Source organism: Mesorhizobium sp. M0189 (assembly GCF_040322135.1).
Classification (GTDB): domain Bacteria; phylum Pseudomonadota; class Alphaproteobacteria; order Rhizobiales; family Rhizobiaceae; genus Mesorhizobium.
Map to the genome: position 1 here is coordinate 438,992 of NZ_JAMYSW010000002.1, position 16,726 is coordinate 455,717.

Sequence of the window (16,726 nt, forward strand, 5' to 3'; positions counted from 1 at the left end):
ATAACATTATCACAAAAATACTGGTGGCTATGCGACGTTTCCTGTTATATCTCGGAACGTGGTTCGGATTGCACGAGGAAGCCGCGGAAATGAAGAGCGACGGCCGTCGGCAAGGCATCATGGATTTTCTGATGGACACCGGCACCGCCAGTGTCGACGATCTTGCCTCGCGCTTCGGCGTCTCCAAGATGACCGTCCACCGCGACCTCGACGAGCTCGAGGAGGGCGGCTTCCTGCGCAAGGTACGCGGCGGCGCCTCGATTCAGCCGAGCAGCCTTTTCGAGAGCGATTTCCGCTACCGCCAGAGACTGGCCGGCGACGAGAAAAAGCGCATCGCCGCCGCTGCCGTGACGATGATCGAACCGGGTCAGACGGTGATCATCGACGACGGCTCGACCGCGGGCGGCGTTGCTCGGCATCTCGTCGATCTGCGTCCGCTGACGGTGATCTCGAACAATCTGGCTGCCATCCAGGATTTGGCGGGCGTTGCCGGCATCAACCTGATTGCGCTCGGCGGCCAGTACAGCAAGAAGTTTCACGGCTTCTTCGGCCTGCTCGCCGAAGATACACTGAAATCATTGCGCGCCGATGTCGCCTTCCTGTCGTCATCGGCTATCCACGGCGCTTCCGCCTTTCACCAGGATCAGGAAGTGGTCCAGACCAAACGGCTGATGATGGCCGCTGCGGCGCGCAAATATCTGCTGGTCGATCACGGCAAGTTCGGCCGCACAGCCTTGCATTTCCTGACCGATCTCAAGGCTTTCGATACCGTCTTCACCGGCCGCGAGCCGCAGCCGCAGATGCGTGCGGCGCTGGATGGTGACGGCGTGTCGCTGACAGTGGTCGCAGAGTAGGAGGAGCACGCATGGTTTACTGGGTCGGCACCAGCTGGAAAATGAACAAGACGCTCGCCGAGGCGATGGCTTTCACGAGGGCATTGGCCGAGTTCGTCCCCGGTTTCGACGAGCGCATCCAGCCCTTCGTCATCCCACCCTTCACGGCGGTCCGCGAGGTCAAGAAAGCGCTGTCGCCGACGCGCATCAAGGTCGGCGCGCAGAACATGCATTGGGCTGACGCCGGCGCCTGGACCGGCGAGATCTCGCCGGTAATGCTGAAAGACTGCGAACTTGATATGGTAGAGTTGGGCCACAGCGAACGGCGCGAGTATTTCGGCGAGACCGACAAGGCTGTCGGGCTGAAGACCGCAGCGGCGGTGAAGCACGGTCTCGTGCCACTGATCTGCGTCGGCGAGACTTTGGCTCAACGCGACAGCGGGCAGGCGGATACGGTGCTGGCCTTGCAGGTGCACGGCGCGCTGCAGTTTCTCGAAGGCGCGGCCAGGGCGGCGACGATCCTGTTTGCCTATGAGCCGGTCTGGGCGATCGGCGACAAGGGCGTGCCGGCAAGCTCGGACTATGCCGGCAGACAGCAGGCGCTGATCAAGAAAATCGCGCGCGACCTGCTGCCGGCCGTGCCGCCGGTGCTTTATGGCGGCAGCGTCAATCCGCAAAATGCCGCCGAACTGATCGGACAGTCTCATATAGACGGCTTGTTCATCGGCCGTTCCGCCTGGCAGGCGGACGGCTATATAGACATCCTCAAACGCGCCTCAGCGGCGATCTGAACCATCGAACAGGAAGGAAACCGAACATGAAAATAGCCATTGGAGCCGACAGCGCCGGCAAACCGCTGCTCGATGTCATCGCCGCTCACCTCGCCACCAAGCCCGGCCTCACGGTCAGCGATCTCAGCCAGACGGGCTTCTACGCCGACCTGTCACAGAAGCTCGCCCAGACCATCCTGGACGGCGAGAACGATCGCGGCATCCTGTTTTGCGGCACCGGCATCGGCGTATCCATTTCCGCCAACAAGGTTCCCGGCATTCGCGCCGCACTCACCCACGACACCTATTCGGCCGAGCGCGCTGCAAAATCCAACAACGCCCAGATCATCACCATGGGCGCGCGCGTCATCGGCCCGGAATTGGCCAAGTCGATCGTCGATGCATGGCTTGCCTCGGAATTCGATGAGATGGGACCGTCGGCCGGCAATGTCCAGGCGATCGACAGGCTCGATGCAGCGAAGGTCCGTTAAGCCAGACTGTCCCGTATCGCTTTGATGATCGTGACGGCCGAGGCAGCGCCGGGATCCATATGCCCGAGCGATCGTTCGCCGAGCCGCGAGGAGCGGCCCTTCGCGGCGATCATATCCTTGGTTGCCTCGGCGCCCCGTTCGGCTGCGGCGAGTGCAGTTTCCAAGCTCTCCAACAGGGTCTTGCCGGCTTCCTGCGCGGCGCCCGCTGCCTGTGCTGCCGGCAGCCAGGCGTCGACCATGGTCTTTTCGCCGAGCTCGGCCTTGCCGCGATCCTGGATGCCTTGCGCCATCGCCCGGAGCATGGCGATGATGTCAGCATCCTCCAGAATTGCCTTGCCTTTGACGGCGGCGGCAGCGCGCATGAAGGCGGTCGCATAGAGTGGGCCTGACGACGCGCCGACGGCGTTGAGGAACGACTTTGCCGCGGTATTGAGCAGCGCCGTCGGTCCGGTCGCCGCGAGGTCGAGTTGCGCCAGCGCCTCGCGTACCGCGCCGAAGCCAAGCGCCATGGCGATGCCGTGGTCGGCGTCGCCGATGACGCCGTCGAGTTGGCAGAGCCTGTCCTTGTCGGCGTCGATCGCCGCCGCGATCTCATCGAACATTCTTTTCAAGCCGGCTGAGTCGATCGAGGTCATGATGCTTTCTCAGCCGGCGCGGAACATGGCGCAGTCGCAGGGATGGTCGAGCATCTCCTGCAATTCGCCGTCGAGATGCATCAGCGTCACTGAGGCGCCGGCCATTTCGAGCGAGGTGCAATAATTGCCGACCCAGGTCGCGTGGACGGAAACGCCGATGTCGTCGAGCCTCTGCTTGACCCGCCGGTTCATGATGTAGAGCTCCATCAGCGGCGTCGAACCGAGCGAATTGACCAGCACGGCGACCTTGTCGCTGCGCGTCGGCGCCATTTTTCGTCGAGGATCTTGTCCAGCATCTCGTCGGTGATCTCGTCGGCCGTCTTTAGTTTTCCGCGTGCGATGCCCGGCTCGCCATGGATGCCCATGCCGATCTCCATCTCGTCCGGTCCGATTTCGAAATTCGGCCGGCGGGTCTGCGGCAGCGAACAGGGCGAAAGCGCCACGCCCATAGTGAAGGTCTGATCGTTGGCCTTCCTGGCGATACGCTCGCATTCATCGAATGTCAGCATCCGGTCGCATGCGGCACCGACAGCCTTGAAGATGAAGAAATTGCCGGCGACGCCGCGCCGCTTCTGTCTCTGGTCGCGCGGCGCCGAGGCGACATCGTCGGTGGTCAGAACGGTGCGCACTTCGATGTTGTCCATTGCCGCTATTTCGGCGGCCATGTCGAAATTCATCACGTCGCCGGCATAGTTGCCGTACATGAATAGCACGCCAGCACCGCCGCTGGCCGCCTTGGCGCATTCAAGAATCGGGTCCGGCGGCGGCGAGGCAAAAACGTTGCCGATCGCGGCCGCGTCGGCAAGCCCCTTGCCGACGAAGCCGAGGAAGGTCGGCTCGTGGCCCGAGCCACCACCGATGACGAGGCCGACCTTGCCGGGGCGTGGCCCGTCGCGGGCGACGATGGAGCGGGGGCTGCCGTCCGCACGTCTGAGATGGCGCGGATGCGCGGCCAGAATGCCCTCCAGCATCTCGTCGACGGAGCGGTTGCCGTCATTGATGATCTTCTTGGTCTGCACCGGCATCCTCCCTGGTTTTCGTGAGATACTACAGCGCCTTACCGGGATTTCCACCCGGCGGCGGAGATTTCACGCCGCGATGCGTTCGCGTGTCGCCAGCAGTTGCACGCAGGCGCTGGCCGCCTCTTTGCCCTTGACCCTGAAATGCTCGAAGAAGAAGCGGTGATGGTCAGCGCTGTCATGGTAGTTGTGCGGCGTCAGCACCGCCGACAGCACCGGCACGCCAGTCGACAATTGCACGTTCATCATGCCGTCGATGACCGCGCTCGCCACGAACTCATGCCGGTAGATGCCGCCATTGACGACGAACGCGGCGCCGAGGATAGCGGCATAGCGGCCGGTCTCGGCAAGCGTTTTTGCATGCAGGGGAATCTCAAAGGCGCCCGGCACATCGAAGACATCGACGGCAAAGCGTTTCTCCCCGACAACCGCCAGTTCCGCCTCGAATGCTTCAACGCATTGGTCGACGATATCGGCGTGCCAGCGCGCCCGAATGACGGCAACGCGGATCGTTTCATAGTCGTTCTGGGAATGCTGATTCATGGGTCCATCCTTCCGTTTCGAACCAGAATCAGGACGCACGATACGGAGTCCGAACCGCGAAGGCGGACCGTCTTCCATTCGTTCTCTTTCATCCGGACTGTAACCGTCGGCTCCGGAATCACACCGAATCTGCTGACCTTTCCGGTAGTCCGGAAAGCGCTCGCGGGCTTGGCCGAGACCCTTACCGCCGGTGGGGACTTTCACCCCGCCCTGAGAACATTGACGGCGTTTGTATGGAAGGGCCGGATAACGCTGTCAACCACCGACGTCGTCGCGGATGGCGCAGAAATGGCCATCCGTTCCGACTTGGTCACCCTTGAGGGCGAGGGAGGCGCTGATACGTCGCAGCGTCAAATGGCGATCACGGGCAAGGCAGGCAGCACCTTGTCCAAGGTGATGGGAAATTCACGCACACGCACTCCGGTCGCGTTGTAAATGGCGTTGGCGACGGCAGCCCCCGCACCGCAGACGCCGAGCTCGCCGAGACCCTTCGCGCCAAGTGGATTGGCCTTGTCGTCATCTTCCTCGAGGAAGACGACTTCCATCTCGGGGACGTCGCCATTGACCGGGACGTGATATTCGGCAAGATCGTGATTGACGAAGTGGCCATAGCGCGGATCGAGCACCGTCTGCTCCATCAGCGCCGCACCGATCCCCCAGGTCATGCCGCCGATGATTTGCGAGCGTGCAGTCTTGGGGTTGAGGATACGGCCCGCGCCGACCACAGTCAGCATCCGGCGCATGCGGATTTCACCGGTGTCGCAATCGACAGCGACCTTGGCGAAATGCGCTCCGTACGAATGCTGCGAATAAGTCTTGTACGACTCGGTGGTGGCGCCTGCGGCTACGGAGCCTTCGGCCTCGAACCCGTCGGGAGCGATCCTCCCGATGAGATCGGCCAGGCTCGCCGATCGCTGGCCGATCCTGACCTCGCTGTCGGCAAAGTTTGCCTCGGTGGCGTTCGCGCCGCGCAACGGTGACGCTTCGCTCGACTGCGCCGCGTCCAGGATCCGTCCTTTGAGGGCGTTGCACGCATTATACAGGGCCGAACCCGCGCTCGCCGCGCCCCAGGACCCGCCGGAGCCGGCGGTACGCGGGAAGCGGCTGTCGCCGAGCTCCACCTTGACGGACGAGATCGGCACGCCGAGGCTCTCGGCAGCAATCTGGGTCAGGATCGTATAGGTGCCGGTCCCAATGTCGGTCATGTCGAGCCGCGCCGTCACCCGACCGTCCCGGTCGATCGCAACCCGCGCCGTCGCCGCGCCGATGTAGTTCGGACGGATCGCCGCCGCCATGCCGTAGCCGATGAGCTTCCGGCCCTCCCGGGTGCGGCCCGGTGTCGGGTTTCTCCGCTCCCAACCGAAACGGCGGGCGCCTTCCTCCATGCAGGCGACGAGATTGCGGGTGGAGAACGGCACTTCGCGCTCGGGATCCTGAGCCGGTTCGTTGCGGATCCTGAGTTCGATCGGGTCCAGGCCGACCCGCTCGGCGAGCTCATCCACTGCGCATTCGAAAGCCAGCATGCCGGGCGCTTCGCCCGGCGAGCGCATCCATTCGCCGCGGTTGATGTCCAGCGGAACCAGGCGATGGCGGGTGAGACGGTTCGGCGCCGCATAGAGCGAGCGCGCAAAAACTGCCGTTTGTTCGCAGTACTCCTCGAAGCTGGACGTCGCGGACCAGACATCGTGCGCGATCCCGGTGAGCCGCCCATCGGTATCCGCGCCGAGACGTACCTGTTGGATCATCTCTGCACGGTGACCGGCATTGGCGAACATCTGTTGCCGCGTCAGCGCGATTTTCACGGGGCGCTGCAGGGCCTGCGCTGCAAGCGCGGCCAGGATCGTATCGGCATGGACAATCAGCTTGGACCCGAAGCCTCCGCCGATGAAGGGGCCCACGATGCGCACCCGCTCGGGCGGGATGCGAAGCGTGCTGGCGACGCCGGCCCGGAAGTTCGCGAGGGTCTGCGCCGATGTATGGATCGTCAGCCCGTTGCCTGACCAGGCGGCGAGCGTCGCATGCGGCTCCATCGGATTGTGATGTTCGAAGGGGGTCCGGTAAGCGGCATCGATCTTGACCGGGGCGGCCGCAAAGGCGCTCTCGAAGTCGCCGACCACGCTGTCGGTCTCGAAGCCGGCATTTGTCCGCTTTGGTGCATAGGCGTCGGCCTTATGCCCCGTCAGATCGTAGAGGCCCGGCTCCTTGTCGTAGCGTATTCTGATGAGGCCCGCAGCAGCGCGTGCAGCCTCGAACGTCTCCGCAACGACCAGCGCGACGGGCTCGTCGTAATACCGCACCCGATCGCTGTTGAGCGCGGGCCGGGCGCGGGTGAAGACCTCCGGCACCGTCGGCGTGACCGCCGTGCCGAAATCCGGCTGGGCCGGCGCATTCCGGTGCGTCATGACGAGCAACACCGCCGGCGCCCGTTCGGCTTCGGCCGTGTCGATCTCGGCGATGCGCCCCTTGCCGACGGCGGCACCGAGAACATAGCCATAGGCTGTACCTTCCAGCACATTCTCGTAGGCGTAGGTGGCATTGCCCGTCACTTTGAGCGGACCGTCGATGCGGTCGATCGGCCGCCCGATGATGCCAGCATCGGGACGAGGTTTCACCCTTGAATGGGCGGCAGAGCCGGGCAGTCCGGGTATGGTCTCGTTCATAAGTCACCTAAAGATTTTCATTTGGAGTTCGGAAGCATCGAGGCCGCGACGACGCCTCTTCCTCGCACCTTCATGTTCGTCGCGCGGCGGCCGGAGCTCACGCGGCGATCTCGCCGAAATACTCGCGAAACTCGACCAGCCTCCCTGTCGGGCCGGCTCGCATGAAGATCGCATGCAGGCCAGTGTAGGGCGCGCCGCTGATTGTCCCGCTCCCGCGATCGCATACGATGACCCAGTCGGCGGCAAAGAGCTTGAGATCGACGGTCGATTTCGTGATCCTGTTTCCCTGCGCTTGATGCGCGGCGGTCCAGGCTGCGAGTGCCCGTTTGCCCTCTGGCGGTCCGTGTCGGCCTCGTTGCTCGCCGACAGGGAATTGGAAGGTCATCGTCTCATCGCAACAATCGAGGAATGCCGTCCAGTCGCCGGAGGCCCAGCCAGCAAAGAAGGCGTCGACGGCGGCCTCAAGCACGTGACGAGCTCCCGGATCGGATGGGGCGCCCCAAGCTGCGGCGGCAGAAACAAAAAGGCCGCCACCAGCGGCGGCAACGGCGCGTCGCGTGAGTTTCATATCGATCTCCTGCTCGTCGCCTGCATCTGGGAACCGCTGTTCGGGGTCGTCGTCTCTGTCATCGTGTCGCCTCACGCACTCTCGACGGCAGCAGCGAGTGTGTGCCGCACCGTTCGTTTCGCCAGCGGGATCTTGAAATCATTGCCGCCATGCCCGACGGCTACGGCGAGCGCGGCTTCGGCCGCGTCGGTAAAGGCACCGTCGGACGCTGGCGCTCCGATGAGCTCGCGCTCCGCCTCCGTCGCGCGCCAGGGCTTCGCGGCCACGCCGCCAATGGCGATCCGAGCGCTTCGAATACGGTCGCCGCTTTTTTCGACGATTGCTGCCACCGACACCAGTGCGAAGGCGTAGGAAGCACGGTCGCGCACCTTGCGGTAAAGCTGCCGGCCCGGTGGTGGCGGCGGCAGGGTAACCGCGACGACCATTTCGCCGTGGCCGAGCACCGTCTCCACGTCGGGCATCGCCTCGGGCAATCGATGGAAATCGCCGATCGGGATCGTGCGGCTCTCCCCGCCGGCCGATATAGTCTCGATCCTGGCGTCGAGCCCGGACATGGCGACCGCCATGTCGGAGGGATGGACCGCGATGCAGGCTTCGCTCGCGCCGAGTACGGCGTGCATGCGGTTGAACCCTTGAAGCGCCGCGCAGCCTGAACCCGGCTGGCGCTTGTTGCATGGCATGTTGCGGTCGTAGAAATAGGGGCAGCGCGTGCGCTGCAGCAGATTGCCGCTGGTCGAGGCCTTGTTGCGTATCTGGCCGGACGCTCCCGCCAGCAGCGCCTGCGTGAGCATCGGGTAGCGCGACCTTACCCGCGGGTCGGCGGCGAGATCGCTGTTGCGGACCTGGGCTCCGACCCGAAGCCCGCCTGCCGCCGTCTCCTCGATCCGATCAAGCGGCAGCCGGCTGATGTCGACGAGATGCGCTGGGCGCTCGATCTCGAGCTTCATCAGGTCGAGCAGGTTGGTGCCGCCGCTGATGAACTGGGCGTCCGGCCGGGCCGCGACCGCGGCGGCCGCCTGCTGGGCACTCGTTGCACGTTCATAAGTGAAGGACTGCATTGCTCATGCCTCCTCTGCCGCGTCGCGGATTGCAGCGACGATGTTCGGATAAGCGGCACAACGGCAGATGTTGCCGCTCATCCGCTCGCGGATCTCGGCATCGCTGAGAGCGACGGAAGCCGCTGCCACGTCGGCGCTCGCATGGCTCGGCCAGCCGGCCTTGGCTTCGCCCAGCATACCGACCGCCGAGCAGATCTGGCCTGGCGTACAGTAGCCGCACTGGAAACCGTCGCGGGCGATGAAGGCGGCCTGCACCGGATGCAGCCGGTCACCCTCGGCAAGGCCCTCGACCGTGGTGATCTCGTCGCCATCATGCATTGCGGCAAGCGTCAGGCAGGAATTGATCCGGCGTCCATCGACAAGCACCGTGCATGCGCCGCACTGGCCGTGATCGCAGCCCTTCTTCGAGCCGGTGAGGCCGAGATGGTTGCGCAGGGCATCGAGCAGCGTCGTCCGCGGGTCGAGTTCGACGGCAAGGTCCTTCGCGTTGATCCGCAACGATATCGGCATCGTCGGTACCGGCGTGCCAGATGCCGTCGCCGTGACGGTGTCGGCCGGCTCGGCGCCGACCGGTATCCCGGTAGCCAGGAGCACCCCGGTCGCCACCCCGCCCTCCAACACGGTTCGACGCGTTGGCCCCCTCCTGTTGTCTGTTTTGGCCATGCAAGATCTCCCAGTCGCAATGAAGGACGCAGACGGCAATTTGACCCCGACAGCGGACCCTCGGGTTCGGTCATCGACACTGGAGGTGGGGGCGCACGCAGCGGCTTTCTTTCAAGAAACCGGCGGCACTATCAGGATTCTGGAGAAGAATTCACCCGATAGGCACGAGGCGTCATGCCCCTGAGACGCCGGAACGTCGTGGTGAAGTGGCTCTGGCTTGAAAAGCCGAGCCGAAAGGCAATGGTACTGATCGACAAACCCGTTTCGCGCAACAGTGCCTCCGCTCGCCGCACCCGTTCCTCGATTACATAGGCATAGGGGGCAAGACCGGTCGTCGCCTTGAAGCGCCGCGCAAAACTGTCGACGGCCAAGTCGGCGACAGCTGCAAGCTCGCTTAGCGAAATGTCGGAATTCATACGTGCATCGATATAATCCCGAACTCGACCAAGTGCTCGGCGGCTGAGACAGCCGTGACGTACGAGCGGCTGTTGCTCGCGGCTCAGGTTGGCCACGCGGAGGCTGACGAGGGCCACCAGATGCTCGACATAGGCAGTGTCCGGCTTGTGACCGAGGGCCATCTCGTCGCGAAGCGAACTCAGCAGCGTGGCGACGACCGCGTCCTTCTTGTTTACCAGTATCGGCAGGTTCCTCAGGCGTTCGCATCCGGGAAGCCCGATATCGGGATCGATCCACAGGGCTGAAAATGAGAGGTTTACATCGCGATAGAAGCCCTGTCGCTCCGCGCCTGCCGGGACGAAGGTGAGGGCTCCGGGACGATCCATTCCGTCGTAGAGGGATCTTGCCTCGTGCCGGATAGACGTATGGGACGTGCCGCCTTCTTCCGTCAGCACGATCAGATGATGAGGGGCTGTCCAGCGGAGCTCCGCCTCCCGGCACGCCCACCGCCGGTTGTCGAAAACGATCGAGGAGCTGACCCATGACGCGGTTTGCAGGGGCTCCGACTTTTCCTCCTGGCTCCGAACCCGTCCGTCACCAAGCAGCGGTCTGAATGACATCGCGGCATCCCGCTGGTTCACTCGCCGAGCCGTGGTCAGCCCCGGCTTGAGCGTTGCGCCGCCCCGCCGCTACGCATACGACCGTCCATCTGGGACAGGCAACGGACGTTTTTAACCGCGCCGTGTTCAAGAAATCGTGAGATCAGGCAAAATCCAGGGCTCCTCCTGGCACTCCAAAGCGATCATCCGCGCTCGGGAAACATCGCCTTCAGGCCTTCGCGCGAGGCCGTGGCGACGCCGCGTTCGGTGATCAAGCCGGTGACCAGCCGCGCCGGCGTCACGTCGAAGGCAGGGTTGGCCGCCGGCGTGGCTTCCGGCGACACGCGGACCTGGGCAATCTCGCCGGAAGCGGTCTTGCCCCAGACCAGCGAGACCTCGTCGGGCGAACGCTGCTCGATCGGGATTTCGGCCAACCCGTCCCCCACCGTCCAGTCGATCGTCGGCGACGGCAGCGCGACATAGAACGGCACGTCGTTGTCGGCGGCGGCCAGTGCCTTGAGATAGGTACCGATCTTGTTGCAGACATCGCCGTCGGCGGTGGTCCTGTCGGTGCCGACGACGACCATGTCGACCTGGCCGCGCTGCATCAGATGGCCGCCGGCATTGTCGACGATCAGCGTGTGCGGCACGCCGTGGCCGGCCATCTCCCAGGCGGTCAATTGGGCGCCCTGGTTGCGCGGTCGCGTTTCGTCGACATAGACGTGGACTGGAATGCCGGCTTCCGTCGCCAGATAGATCGGCGCGGTGGCGGTGCCGTAGTCGACGGTGGCCAGCCAGCCGGCGTTGCAGTGGGTCAGGATATTGACCGGTTCGCCCGGCTGCTTGCGCGCCGCGATCGTCTTGATGATTTCGAGCCCATGGGCGCCGATGGCGCGGTTGAGGCCGACATCCTCGTCGGCGATCTCGCCGGCACGCCGATAGGCGGCTGCGGCACGTTCTGCCAGGGGAAGCGCCAGCAGGAAGCGCTGCATTTCATTCAGCGCCCACCGCAAATTGATCGCCGTCGGGCGCGTTTCGTGCAGGGTTGCCCAGACGGCGTCGAGCGCCGCATCCGACGGATCGTCGGCCATCTGCATGGCGACGCCATAGGCGGCGGTGACGCCGATCAGCGGCGCCCCGCGCACCCACATGTCGCGGATTGCCGTGGCGATGCCGGCGACGGTATCGATCTTTTCGATGCGGAAATCATGCGGCAGCCAGCGCTGGTCGATGATCTCCACCGAACGCCCGTCGTCACTCGGCCAGATCGTGCGGTAGTGGCGGTCACCGACGTTCAAATCCTGCTCTCCCGTTCGATCAGCGCGGCCAACTGGTTGACCTCGTCGATGCTGTGGATCTGGCGCCGGTTGACGGCGAGGTGACGGCCGAATTTCAGCGCCTTTGCCTCACATCTGGCGCGCAGATACTGATCGGCAATGGTCTCGAAATCGGCATTGTGGGCAAGGCCGAGAATTCGCCGGTGAACCTCGACGCCGGCAAAGCCGAGCAGATCGGTCCAGATCGAATGCAGCATGTGGTCGAGCGCCTGCTCGGCGCCAAGCCTGTCGCCCTGATCCTCGAACAGGCTCTTCTGGTAGAGTATGCCGGTGCGCTCGGTTCGCCACAGATGCGAGAACTCGGCGCGGAATGCCGACCATGTATCGACCGTGACGTCGAGCAGATAGGCGCGCATGGCGTCGCGCTTGCTATTCTGCTCATGGCCGCGCTGCGAGAAGAACGCCATCCAGAAATTGGCGAGCAGCATGCCGACATCGAAGGCGATCGGCCCGTAGAAGGCGAATTCGGGGTCGATCATCCGCGTTTCGGTGTCGGTGACCATGATCGAGCCGGAATGCAGGTCGCCATGCAGCAGCGTCTCGGCATTGGCGGCGAAGAGGTGCTTCATCCGCTGCGCCTCGACCTTGAGGTCGCGGTCGGCGCGCAGTTCGGCGACAATGCCATCGAGCTGCGGGCTGGTGTGCCGGTTCATCTTGGCATCGAAATACGGGTCCGAGAAAACCAGGTTCTCGGTGATGTCGCAGAGTTCGACATTGTCGGCGAACAGCGCCAGATCGGCCTTGCGGTCCTTGGTCGCCATATGCAGGTCGGAGCCGCGAAACAGCGTGCGGGCCATGAACAGGCCGATGTCTTTCGCGATGTTAGGCAGTTGCCGGCCCTCGATCAGCGCCCGCCGCAGGATAATGTGCGGCGACAGATATTCCATGATGATCAGCGCCTGGCCTTCGTCGAAGTGATAGATATCAGGCACGGAACCCGGCGCCCGCGCCTGTTGCCGCGTCAGCGCATGATATTCGAAAAAGGAGCGTTTCAACGGCAGCGGCCAGCTGTCGCCGACCAGCCGGACGTAGGGCAGGGCCTGCTTGACCACGGCCGCACCCTCAGCACCCTCGACAATGAACACCAGGTTCAGATTGCCGTCGCCGACTTCACGGACCTTCCAGCGGCTCGTATCCTTGCCGATCTGCGAACACAGAGCCCCGTTGGCACGGAGACGGCCCGCCAGTGTCTCGACCGACAGTGCTTCGAACGGCGATTTCCCAGTCATCCTCACCTCCCGCTTATGTGCTCCGATGATAGCGGAGCCATGGCGGTCGGGCCAAGCTAGGAAGCCCGCTAGCAATTGTCAATCGTGTTGACAATTGCCGATATAGCCCATAGCGTCACGGTCAGGGAGGAACGAATGGGCAATGATGCCGTGTTCCGCGTCGACGGCCTGAGGAAATCCTTTGGCCATATCGAGGTGCTTGGCGGCGTCTCGCTCGAATTGCATGCCGGCGAAGTCACGGTGCTGATGGGTGCCAACGGCGCCGGCAAATCCACCCTCGTCAAGATCATCAGCGGCGTCTACGACCATGGCGGCGGCTCGATGTCGCTTGTCGGTCAGGACTTTGCGCCGAAAACGCCGGCCGAGGCGATCTGCGCCGGCGTCGTCACCGTCCACCAGAACATCAATGACGGCGTCGTCGCCGACCTCGACGTCGCAACCAACCTCACGCTCGACAGGCTGAGCGGCAGCGGCGTGCCGACGCTGTTCAATCCAGGCCGGGTGCGCCGTGAGGCCAAGGCGGTTGCCGACCGCATGGGGCTGGCCATCGACCTCAAGGCCCGCATCAGTGACCTCTCGCTGGCCGATCGTCAGATGGTGGCGATCGCCCGCGCCATGGCGCACCGGCCGAAAGTGCTGATCCTCGACGAGCCGACCTCCTCGCTGTCCAGTGCCGAAGCCGACCGGCTGTTCGCATTGCTCGACCGGCTTCGCCAGCAAGGCGTGGCCATTCTCTATATTTCGCACCGTATGTCTGACATCAGACGGCTTGCCGACCGCATCATTTCGATGCGCGACGGGGTCATCTCAGGTATCTTCGACAGGAAGCCGCTGGACTATGAAGGTGCGGTCAACGCCATGCTCGGCCGCAAGATCCAACTCGAGCGGATCGTCGCCAGGAATTCGGCCAAATCAATTTTTATTGCCGACGGCTTGCGGATTGCCGAAGGCGCCAGGCCGATTTCGCTGACGCTCGGCGACGGCGAGGTCGTCGCCATCACCGGCCTCGTCGGCGTCGGCAAGACCGCGCTCGCCGAGACGCTGTTCGGCTTGCGCCAGCCGCTGTCCGGGACCATGGTGCTGAACGGGAAACCCTATGCTCCGGCGTCGACGGGCGAAGCGATTGCCGCCGGCGTGTTTCTCGTCGCCAAGGACCGGGGCGAAAACGGCATCGTCGGCGACTTCAACATCCAGGAAAATATCAGCCTGCCGTTCCACAGGCGAATGTCGCGTCTCGGCGTCCTCAAGCGCCGCATCGAACGCGCCATTGCCCGCCAGCAGATCCAGGAGTTGGGCATCGTCTGCCGCTCGGAGAAGGACGAGATGTCGTCGCTTTCCGGCGGCAATCAGCAGAAGGTGATGGTCGCCCGCTGGATATCGCAGACCGCAAGGCTTTTCATCCTCGACGAGCCATTTCAGGGCGTCGACATTTCGGCCAGGCGCGATATCGCCGCCAAGCTGCGGGCCAGCGCCAGCGGCCGCGCGACGCTGCTGTTCGTCACCGAACTCGACGAAGCCCTGGAGACGGCCGATCGCATTCTGGTGATGTCGGAGCAGACGATCGTCGGCGAGCACCGCAACACCGATGTCGATCTCGAGCGGCTGCTGGCCGAAGTGGCGGGCGGGCCGTTGCACAGCGCAGCCTGACGGCAGGAAGACGATGAGAATTCGAATGGAGAGGGCATGAGTTCAGGTTGGGTAAAGACAGTGCCAGCGTGCGGGAGCGCTGAATGATCCTGCGCGACCGTGCCATCCGGTATGGCTTCATCGTCCTGTTGTTCGGTCTGATCGCCTATTTCGCCATTGCCGCCGATGGCTTCGTGTCGCCGCAAAGCGCCGTCTTCATCTTCCAGTCGGTCGCCATCACCGGCGTTCTGGCGCTCGGCGTCACCGCCACGCTGGTCGTCGGCGGCTTCGACTTGTCGATCGGCTCGGTCGCCACCAGCGCCATGATGGCGGCTGCCTACGTCATGGTGGTGCTGGAGCAGAATGCCGTCGTGGCGGTCGTCGCCTGTCTTGTGATCGGCGCCGTTGTCGGCCTCATCAATGGCTGGCTGATCGTCTATATGCGGGTGCCGGACCTTTTGGCGACGCTCGGCATGATGTTCCTGCTCGTCGGCCTGCAGCGCATCCCTACCGAGGGCCGTTCGATCGCCACCGGCATGACCATGCCCGACGGCTCGGTCGCCAACGGCAGCTTCGGCGCCGCGTTCCTGGCGCTTGGCCGCCATCGCTTCGATTTCTTCATCCCGAACCTCATTCCGGTGTCGGTCGTCGTCCTGCTCGTGCTGGCGGTGCTGATCTGGTTCTTTCTCGAATACACCCGTTTCGGCCGCATGATGTACGCCGTCGGCAGCAACGAGCGCGCTGCCGAACTCGCCGGCGCGCCTGTCAAGGCATACAAAATCTGGGCCTACGTTATTTCTGGGGTTTTTGCCTCGATCGGCGGCATTTTGCTTGCCGCCCGGCTTGGACGCGGCGACATCGCCTCGGGTAATAATCTGTTGCTCGACGCGGTGGCTGCGGCACTCATCGGTTACGCGGTTCTCGGCGCCGCCAAACCGAACGCCTTCGGCACGGCCGTCGGCGCGGTGTTTGTCGGCGTGCTGCTGCAGGGCCTGACGATGATGAACGCGCCTTACTACACGCAGGATTTCGTCAAGGGCGTGGTTCTCGTGGTCGCCCTTGTCTTCACCTTCGCCCTGTCCGGCAGGGGCAGGAGATAGGGTTCGACCGGGTCACATTTTGGGTTCAACAAGTGGAGGAAACGACGTGAACATCACAAGAAGACTTTTGGGGAAAGCAGCGCTCGGGCTTGCCGGCGCAACATTGCTGATGCAGTTGCCGGCAATTGCGCAGGACAGGCCGGCGCCGTTCGACAAGCCGGGTGCCGTCAAGATCGCGCTGGTCCGCTATCTCTCGACCGGCGACTTCTTCCAGGCCTATCTCTCCGGCGTTGAGGCGCAGGCCAAGGCGCTCGGCGTCGACCTGCGCGTGCTCGACAGCCGTCAGGACGCGGCGCTTCAGGCGGACATGGTCGACCAGGCCATCGCGCTCGGCGTCCAGGGCATCATCATCCAGCACGGATTGACGGAATCGATGAAGGACGCCGCCCAGCGTGCCGTCGATGCCGGCATCAAGGTCGTCGCCTTCGACGTCAATGTCGAAAACCCCAAGATCCCGCAGATCGAACAGTCCGACCGCGACCTCGCGCGCCTGGCGCTCGAACAGGCGGTCAAAGACAATGGCGAGAGCTGGAAGGCCGGCTATGTCTATGTCGCCGGCATCGCCCCGCTCGATCGCCGCAACGAGACCTGGGTCGAATTCAAGAAGAAATATTCGGGCATCAACGAAGCCGCCATGTTCGGCACGCTCGACAATCCGATCGCCAATTCGGTTGCCAACCAGGCTCGCTCGGTGTTGTCGGCTCATCCCGACATCAAGGTGATGTTCGCGCCCTATGACGAATTCGCCAAGGGTGTAAAGATCGCCGTCGACGAGGCCGGGCTGAACAAGGATATCAAGATCTATTCGGCCGACATATCGACCTCCGACATCGCCGCGATGCGCGAGCCCGACAGCGCCTGGGCGGCAACCGCCGCCACCAACCCGGCCGTCGTCGGTCAGGTCTCCGTGCGTGCGCTGGCGCAGCTCTTGGCCGGCGAAGACCCCGGCCATAACGTCATTGTGCCACCGACGCTGATCACCCAGAAGGACCTGCTCGACAAGGAGATCAAGAACATGGAGGACCTCTCGGCCAAGCTGCCGCAATTCGCCCATGCCGATGTCGCCATGCCGGCCTGGATGCCGAACCCGAACGCGAAGTAACTTTCGACACGAGCAAAACAATAGCCGCCTGCAGCAGCTTGCTGCAGGTGGCTTTTTTGTCGAAGATGTCTGGCGCCGGGCTGCCGAATTTCAATTG

15 protein-coding genes, 1 pseudogene and 1 riboswitch are annotated in these 16,726 nt (G+C 63.8%); of the genes and pseudogenes, 6 read left to right on the top strand and 10 right to left on the bottom strand.

Annotation, left to right across the window (positions count from 1 at the left end):
- Positions 1–89: 89 nt before the first annotated feature.
- Genes NKJ09_RS05040 through derI form a run of 3 tightly spaced genes read left to right on the top strand, consistent with a single transcriptional unit; the run spans position 90 to position 2,094 of the window.
- Positions 90–854, top strand: a complete 765-nt coding sequence (locus NKJ09_RS05040; RefSeq protein ID WP_352493968.1) for a DeoR/GlpR family DNA-binding transcription regulator — start codon at positions 90–92, stop codon at positions 852–854.
- 11 nt (positions 855–865) lie between these two features.
- Positions 866–1,624, top strand: coding sequence for a triose-phosphate isomerase (locus tag NKJ09_RS05045; RefSeq protein WP_352482707.1), 759 nt, complete (start codon positions 866–868; stop codon positions 1,622–1,624).
- A gap of 26 nt (positions 1,625–1,650) precedes the next feature.
- Positions 1,651–2,094 carry a D-erythrulose-4-phosphate isomerase gene (gene derI, locus NKJ09_RS05050; RefSeq protein ID WP_352482706.1) on the top strand — a complete coding sequence of 148 codons (444 nt, stop codon included), beginning with the start codon at positions 1,651–1,653 and terminating at the stop codon, positions 2,092–2,094.
- Here derI and dhaL read toward each other — a convergent pair.
- The 10 genes and pseudogenes from dhaL to mtnK all read right to left on the bottom strand — a co-directional run bounded on the left by dhaL (position 2,091) and on the right by mtnK (position 12,801).
- Positions 2,091–2,729 carry a dihydroxyacetone kinase subunit DhaL gene (dhaL, locus tag NKJ09_RS05055; RefSeq protein WP_352482704.1) on the bottom strand — a complete coding sequence of 213 codons (639 nt, stop codon included), beginning with the start codon at positions 2,727–2,729 and terminating at the stop codon, positions 2,091–2,093. The genes derI and dhaL overlap by 4 nt on opposite strands.
- Positions 2,730–2,738: 9 nt before the next feature.
- A pseudogene (locus tag NKJ09_RS05060) lies at positions 2,739–3,748 on the bottom strand (dihydroxyacetone kinase subunit DhaK).
- A 69-nt stretch (positions 3,749–3,817) separates the two neighbouring features.
- Positions 3,818–4,291 (bottom strand): 6,7-dimethyl-8-ribityllumazine synthase, encoded by a 474-nt coding sequence (locus NKJ09_RS05065; RefSeq protein ID WP_023716737.1) that lies wholly within the window; start codon positions 4,289–4,291, stop codon positions 3,818–3,820.
- Positions 4,292–4,367: 76 nt separating this feature from the next.
- Positions 4,368–4,513: riboswitch (FMN riboswitch) on the bottom strand.
- Positions 4,514–4,641: 128 nt separating this feature from the next.
- Complete coding sequence (locus NKJ09_RS05070) at positions 4,642–6,951, bottom strand: xanthine dehydrogenase family protein molybdopterin-binding subunit (protein WP_352493969.1); 2,310 nt, start codon at positions 6,949–6,951, stop codon at positions 4,642–4,644.
- A 97-nt stretch (positions 6,952–7,048) separates the two neighbouring features.
- On the bottom strand, positions 7,049–7,519 hold the full coding sequence (locus tag NKJ09_RS05075) for a nuclear transport factor 2 family protein (RefSeq protein WP_352493970.1): 471 nt from the start codon (positions 7,517–7,519) through the stop codon (positions 7,049–7,051).
- Positions 7,520–7,590: 71 nt separating this feature from the next.
- The gene (locus NKJ09_RS05080; RefSeq protein ID WP_352493971.1) at positions 7,591–8,577 is read right to left on the bottom strand and encodes an FAD binding domain-containing protein; all 987 of its coding nucleotides are present in this window, start codon (positions 8,575–8,577) and stop codon (positions 7,591–7,593) included.
- A 3-nt stretch (positions 8,578–8,580) separates the two neighbouring features.
- Complete coding sequence (locus NKJ09_RS05085; protein WP_352493972.1) at positions 8,581–9,240, bottom strand: 2Fe-2S iron-sulfur cluster-binding protein; 660 nt, start codon at positions 9,238–9,240, stop codon at positions 8,581–8,583.
- 131 nt (positions 9,241–9,371) lie between these two features.
- Positions 9,372–10,256: a helix-turn-helix domain-containing protein gene (locus NKJ09_RS05090; protein WP_352762448.1), complete on the bottom strand. Its 885-nt coding sequence runs from the start codon at positions 10,254–10,256 to the stop codon at positions 9,372–9,374.
- 182 nt (positions 10,257–10,438) lie between these two features.
- On the bottom strand, positions 10,439–11,533 hold the full coding sequence (mtnA, locus tag NKJ09_RS05095; protein ID WP_023716743.1) for an S-methyl-5-thioribose-1-phosphate isomerase: 1,095 nt from the start codon (positions 11,531–11,533) through the stop codon (positions 10,439–10,441).
- Positions 11,530–12,801: an S-methyl-5-thioribose kinase gene (gene mtnK / locus NKJ09_RS05100; RefSeq protein ID WP_352493973.1), complete on the bottom strand. Its 1,272-nt coding sequence runs from the start codon at positions 12,799–12,801 to the stop codon at positions 11,530–11,532. The genes mtnA and mtnK overlap by 4 nt, the downstream gene beginning before the upstream one ends.
- Before the next feature lie 135 nt (positions 12,802–12,936).
- On the opposite strand from mtnK, the gene NKJ09_RS05105 reads away from it, so the two are divergent.
- The 3 genes from NKJ09_RS05105 (at position 12,937) to NKJ09_RS05115 (ending at position 16,629) form a co-directional block, all read left to right on the top strand.
- Entirely contained in the window at positions 12,937–14,448 is a 1,512-nt protein-coding gene (locus NKJ09_RS05105) for a sugar ABC transporter ATP-binding protein (protein ID WP_023716745.1), read from the top strand.
- An 83-nt stretch (positions 14,449–14,531) separates the two neighbouring features.
- The gene (locus tag NKJ09_RS05110; protein ID WP_023716746.1) at positions 14,532–15,527 is read left to right on the top strand and encodes an ABC transporter permease; all 996 of its coding nucleotides are present in this window, start codon (positions 14,532–14,534) and stop codon (positions 15,525–15,527) included.
- 46 nt (positions 15,528–15,573) lie between these two features.
- Positions 15,574–16,629 (top strand): substrate-binding domain-containing protein, encoded by a 1,056-nt coding sequence (locus NKJ09_RS05115; protein WP_352482691.1) that lies wholly within the window; start codon positions 15,574–15,576, stop codon positions 16,627–16,629.
- The last annotated feature ends 97 nt before the right edge of the window (positions 16,630–16,726 follow it).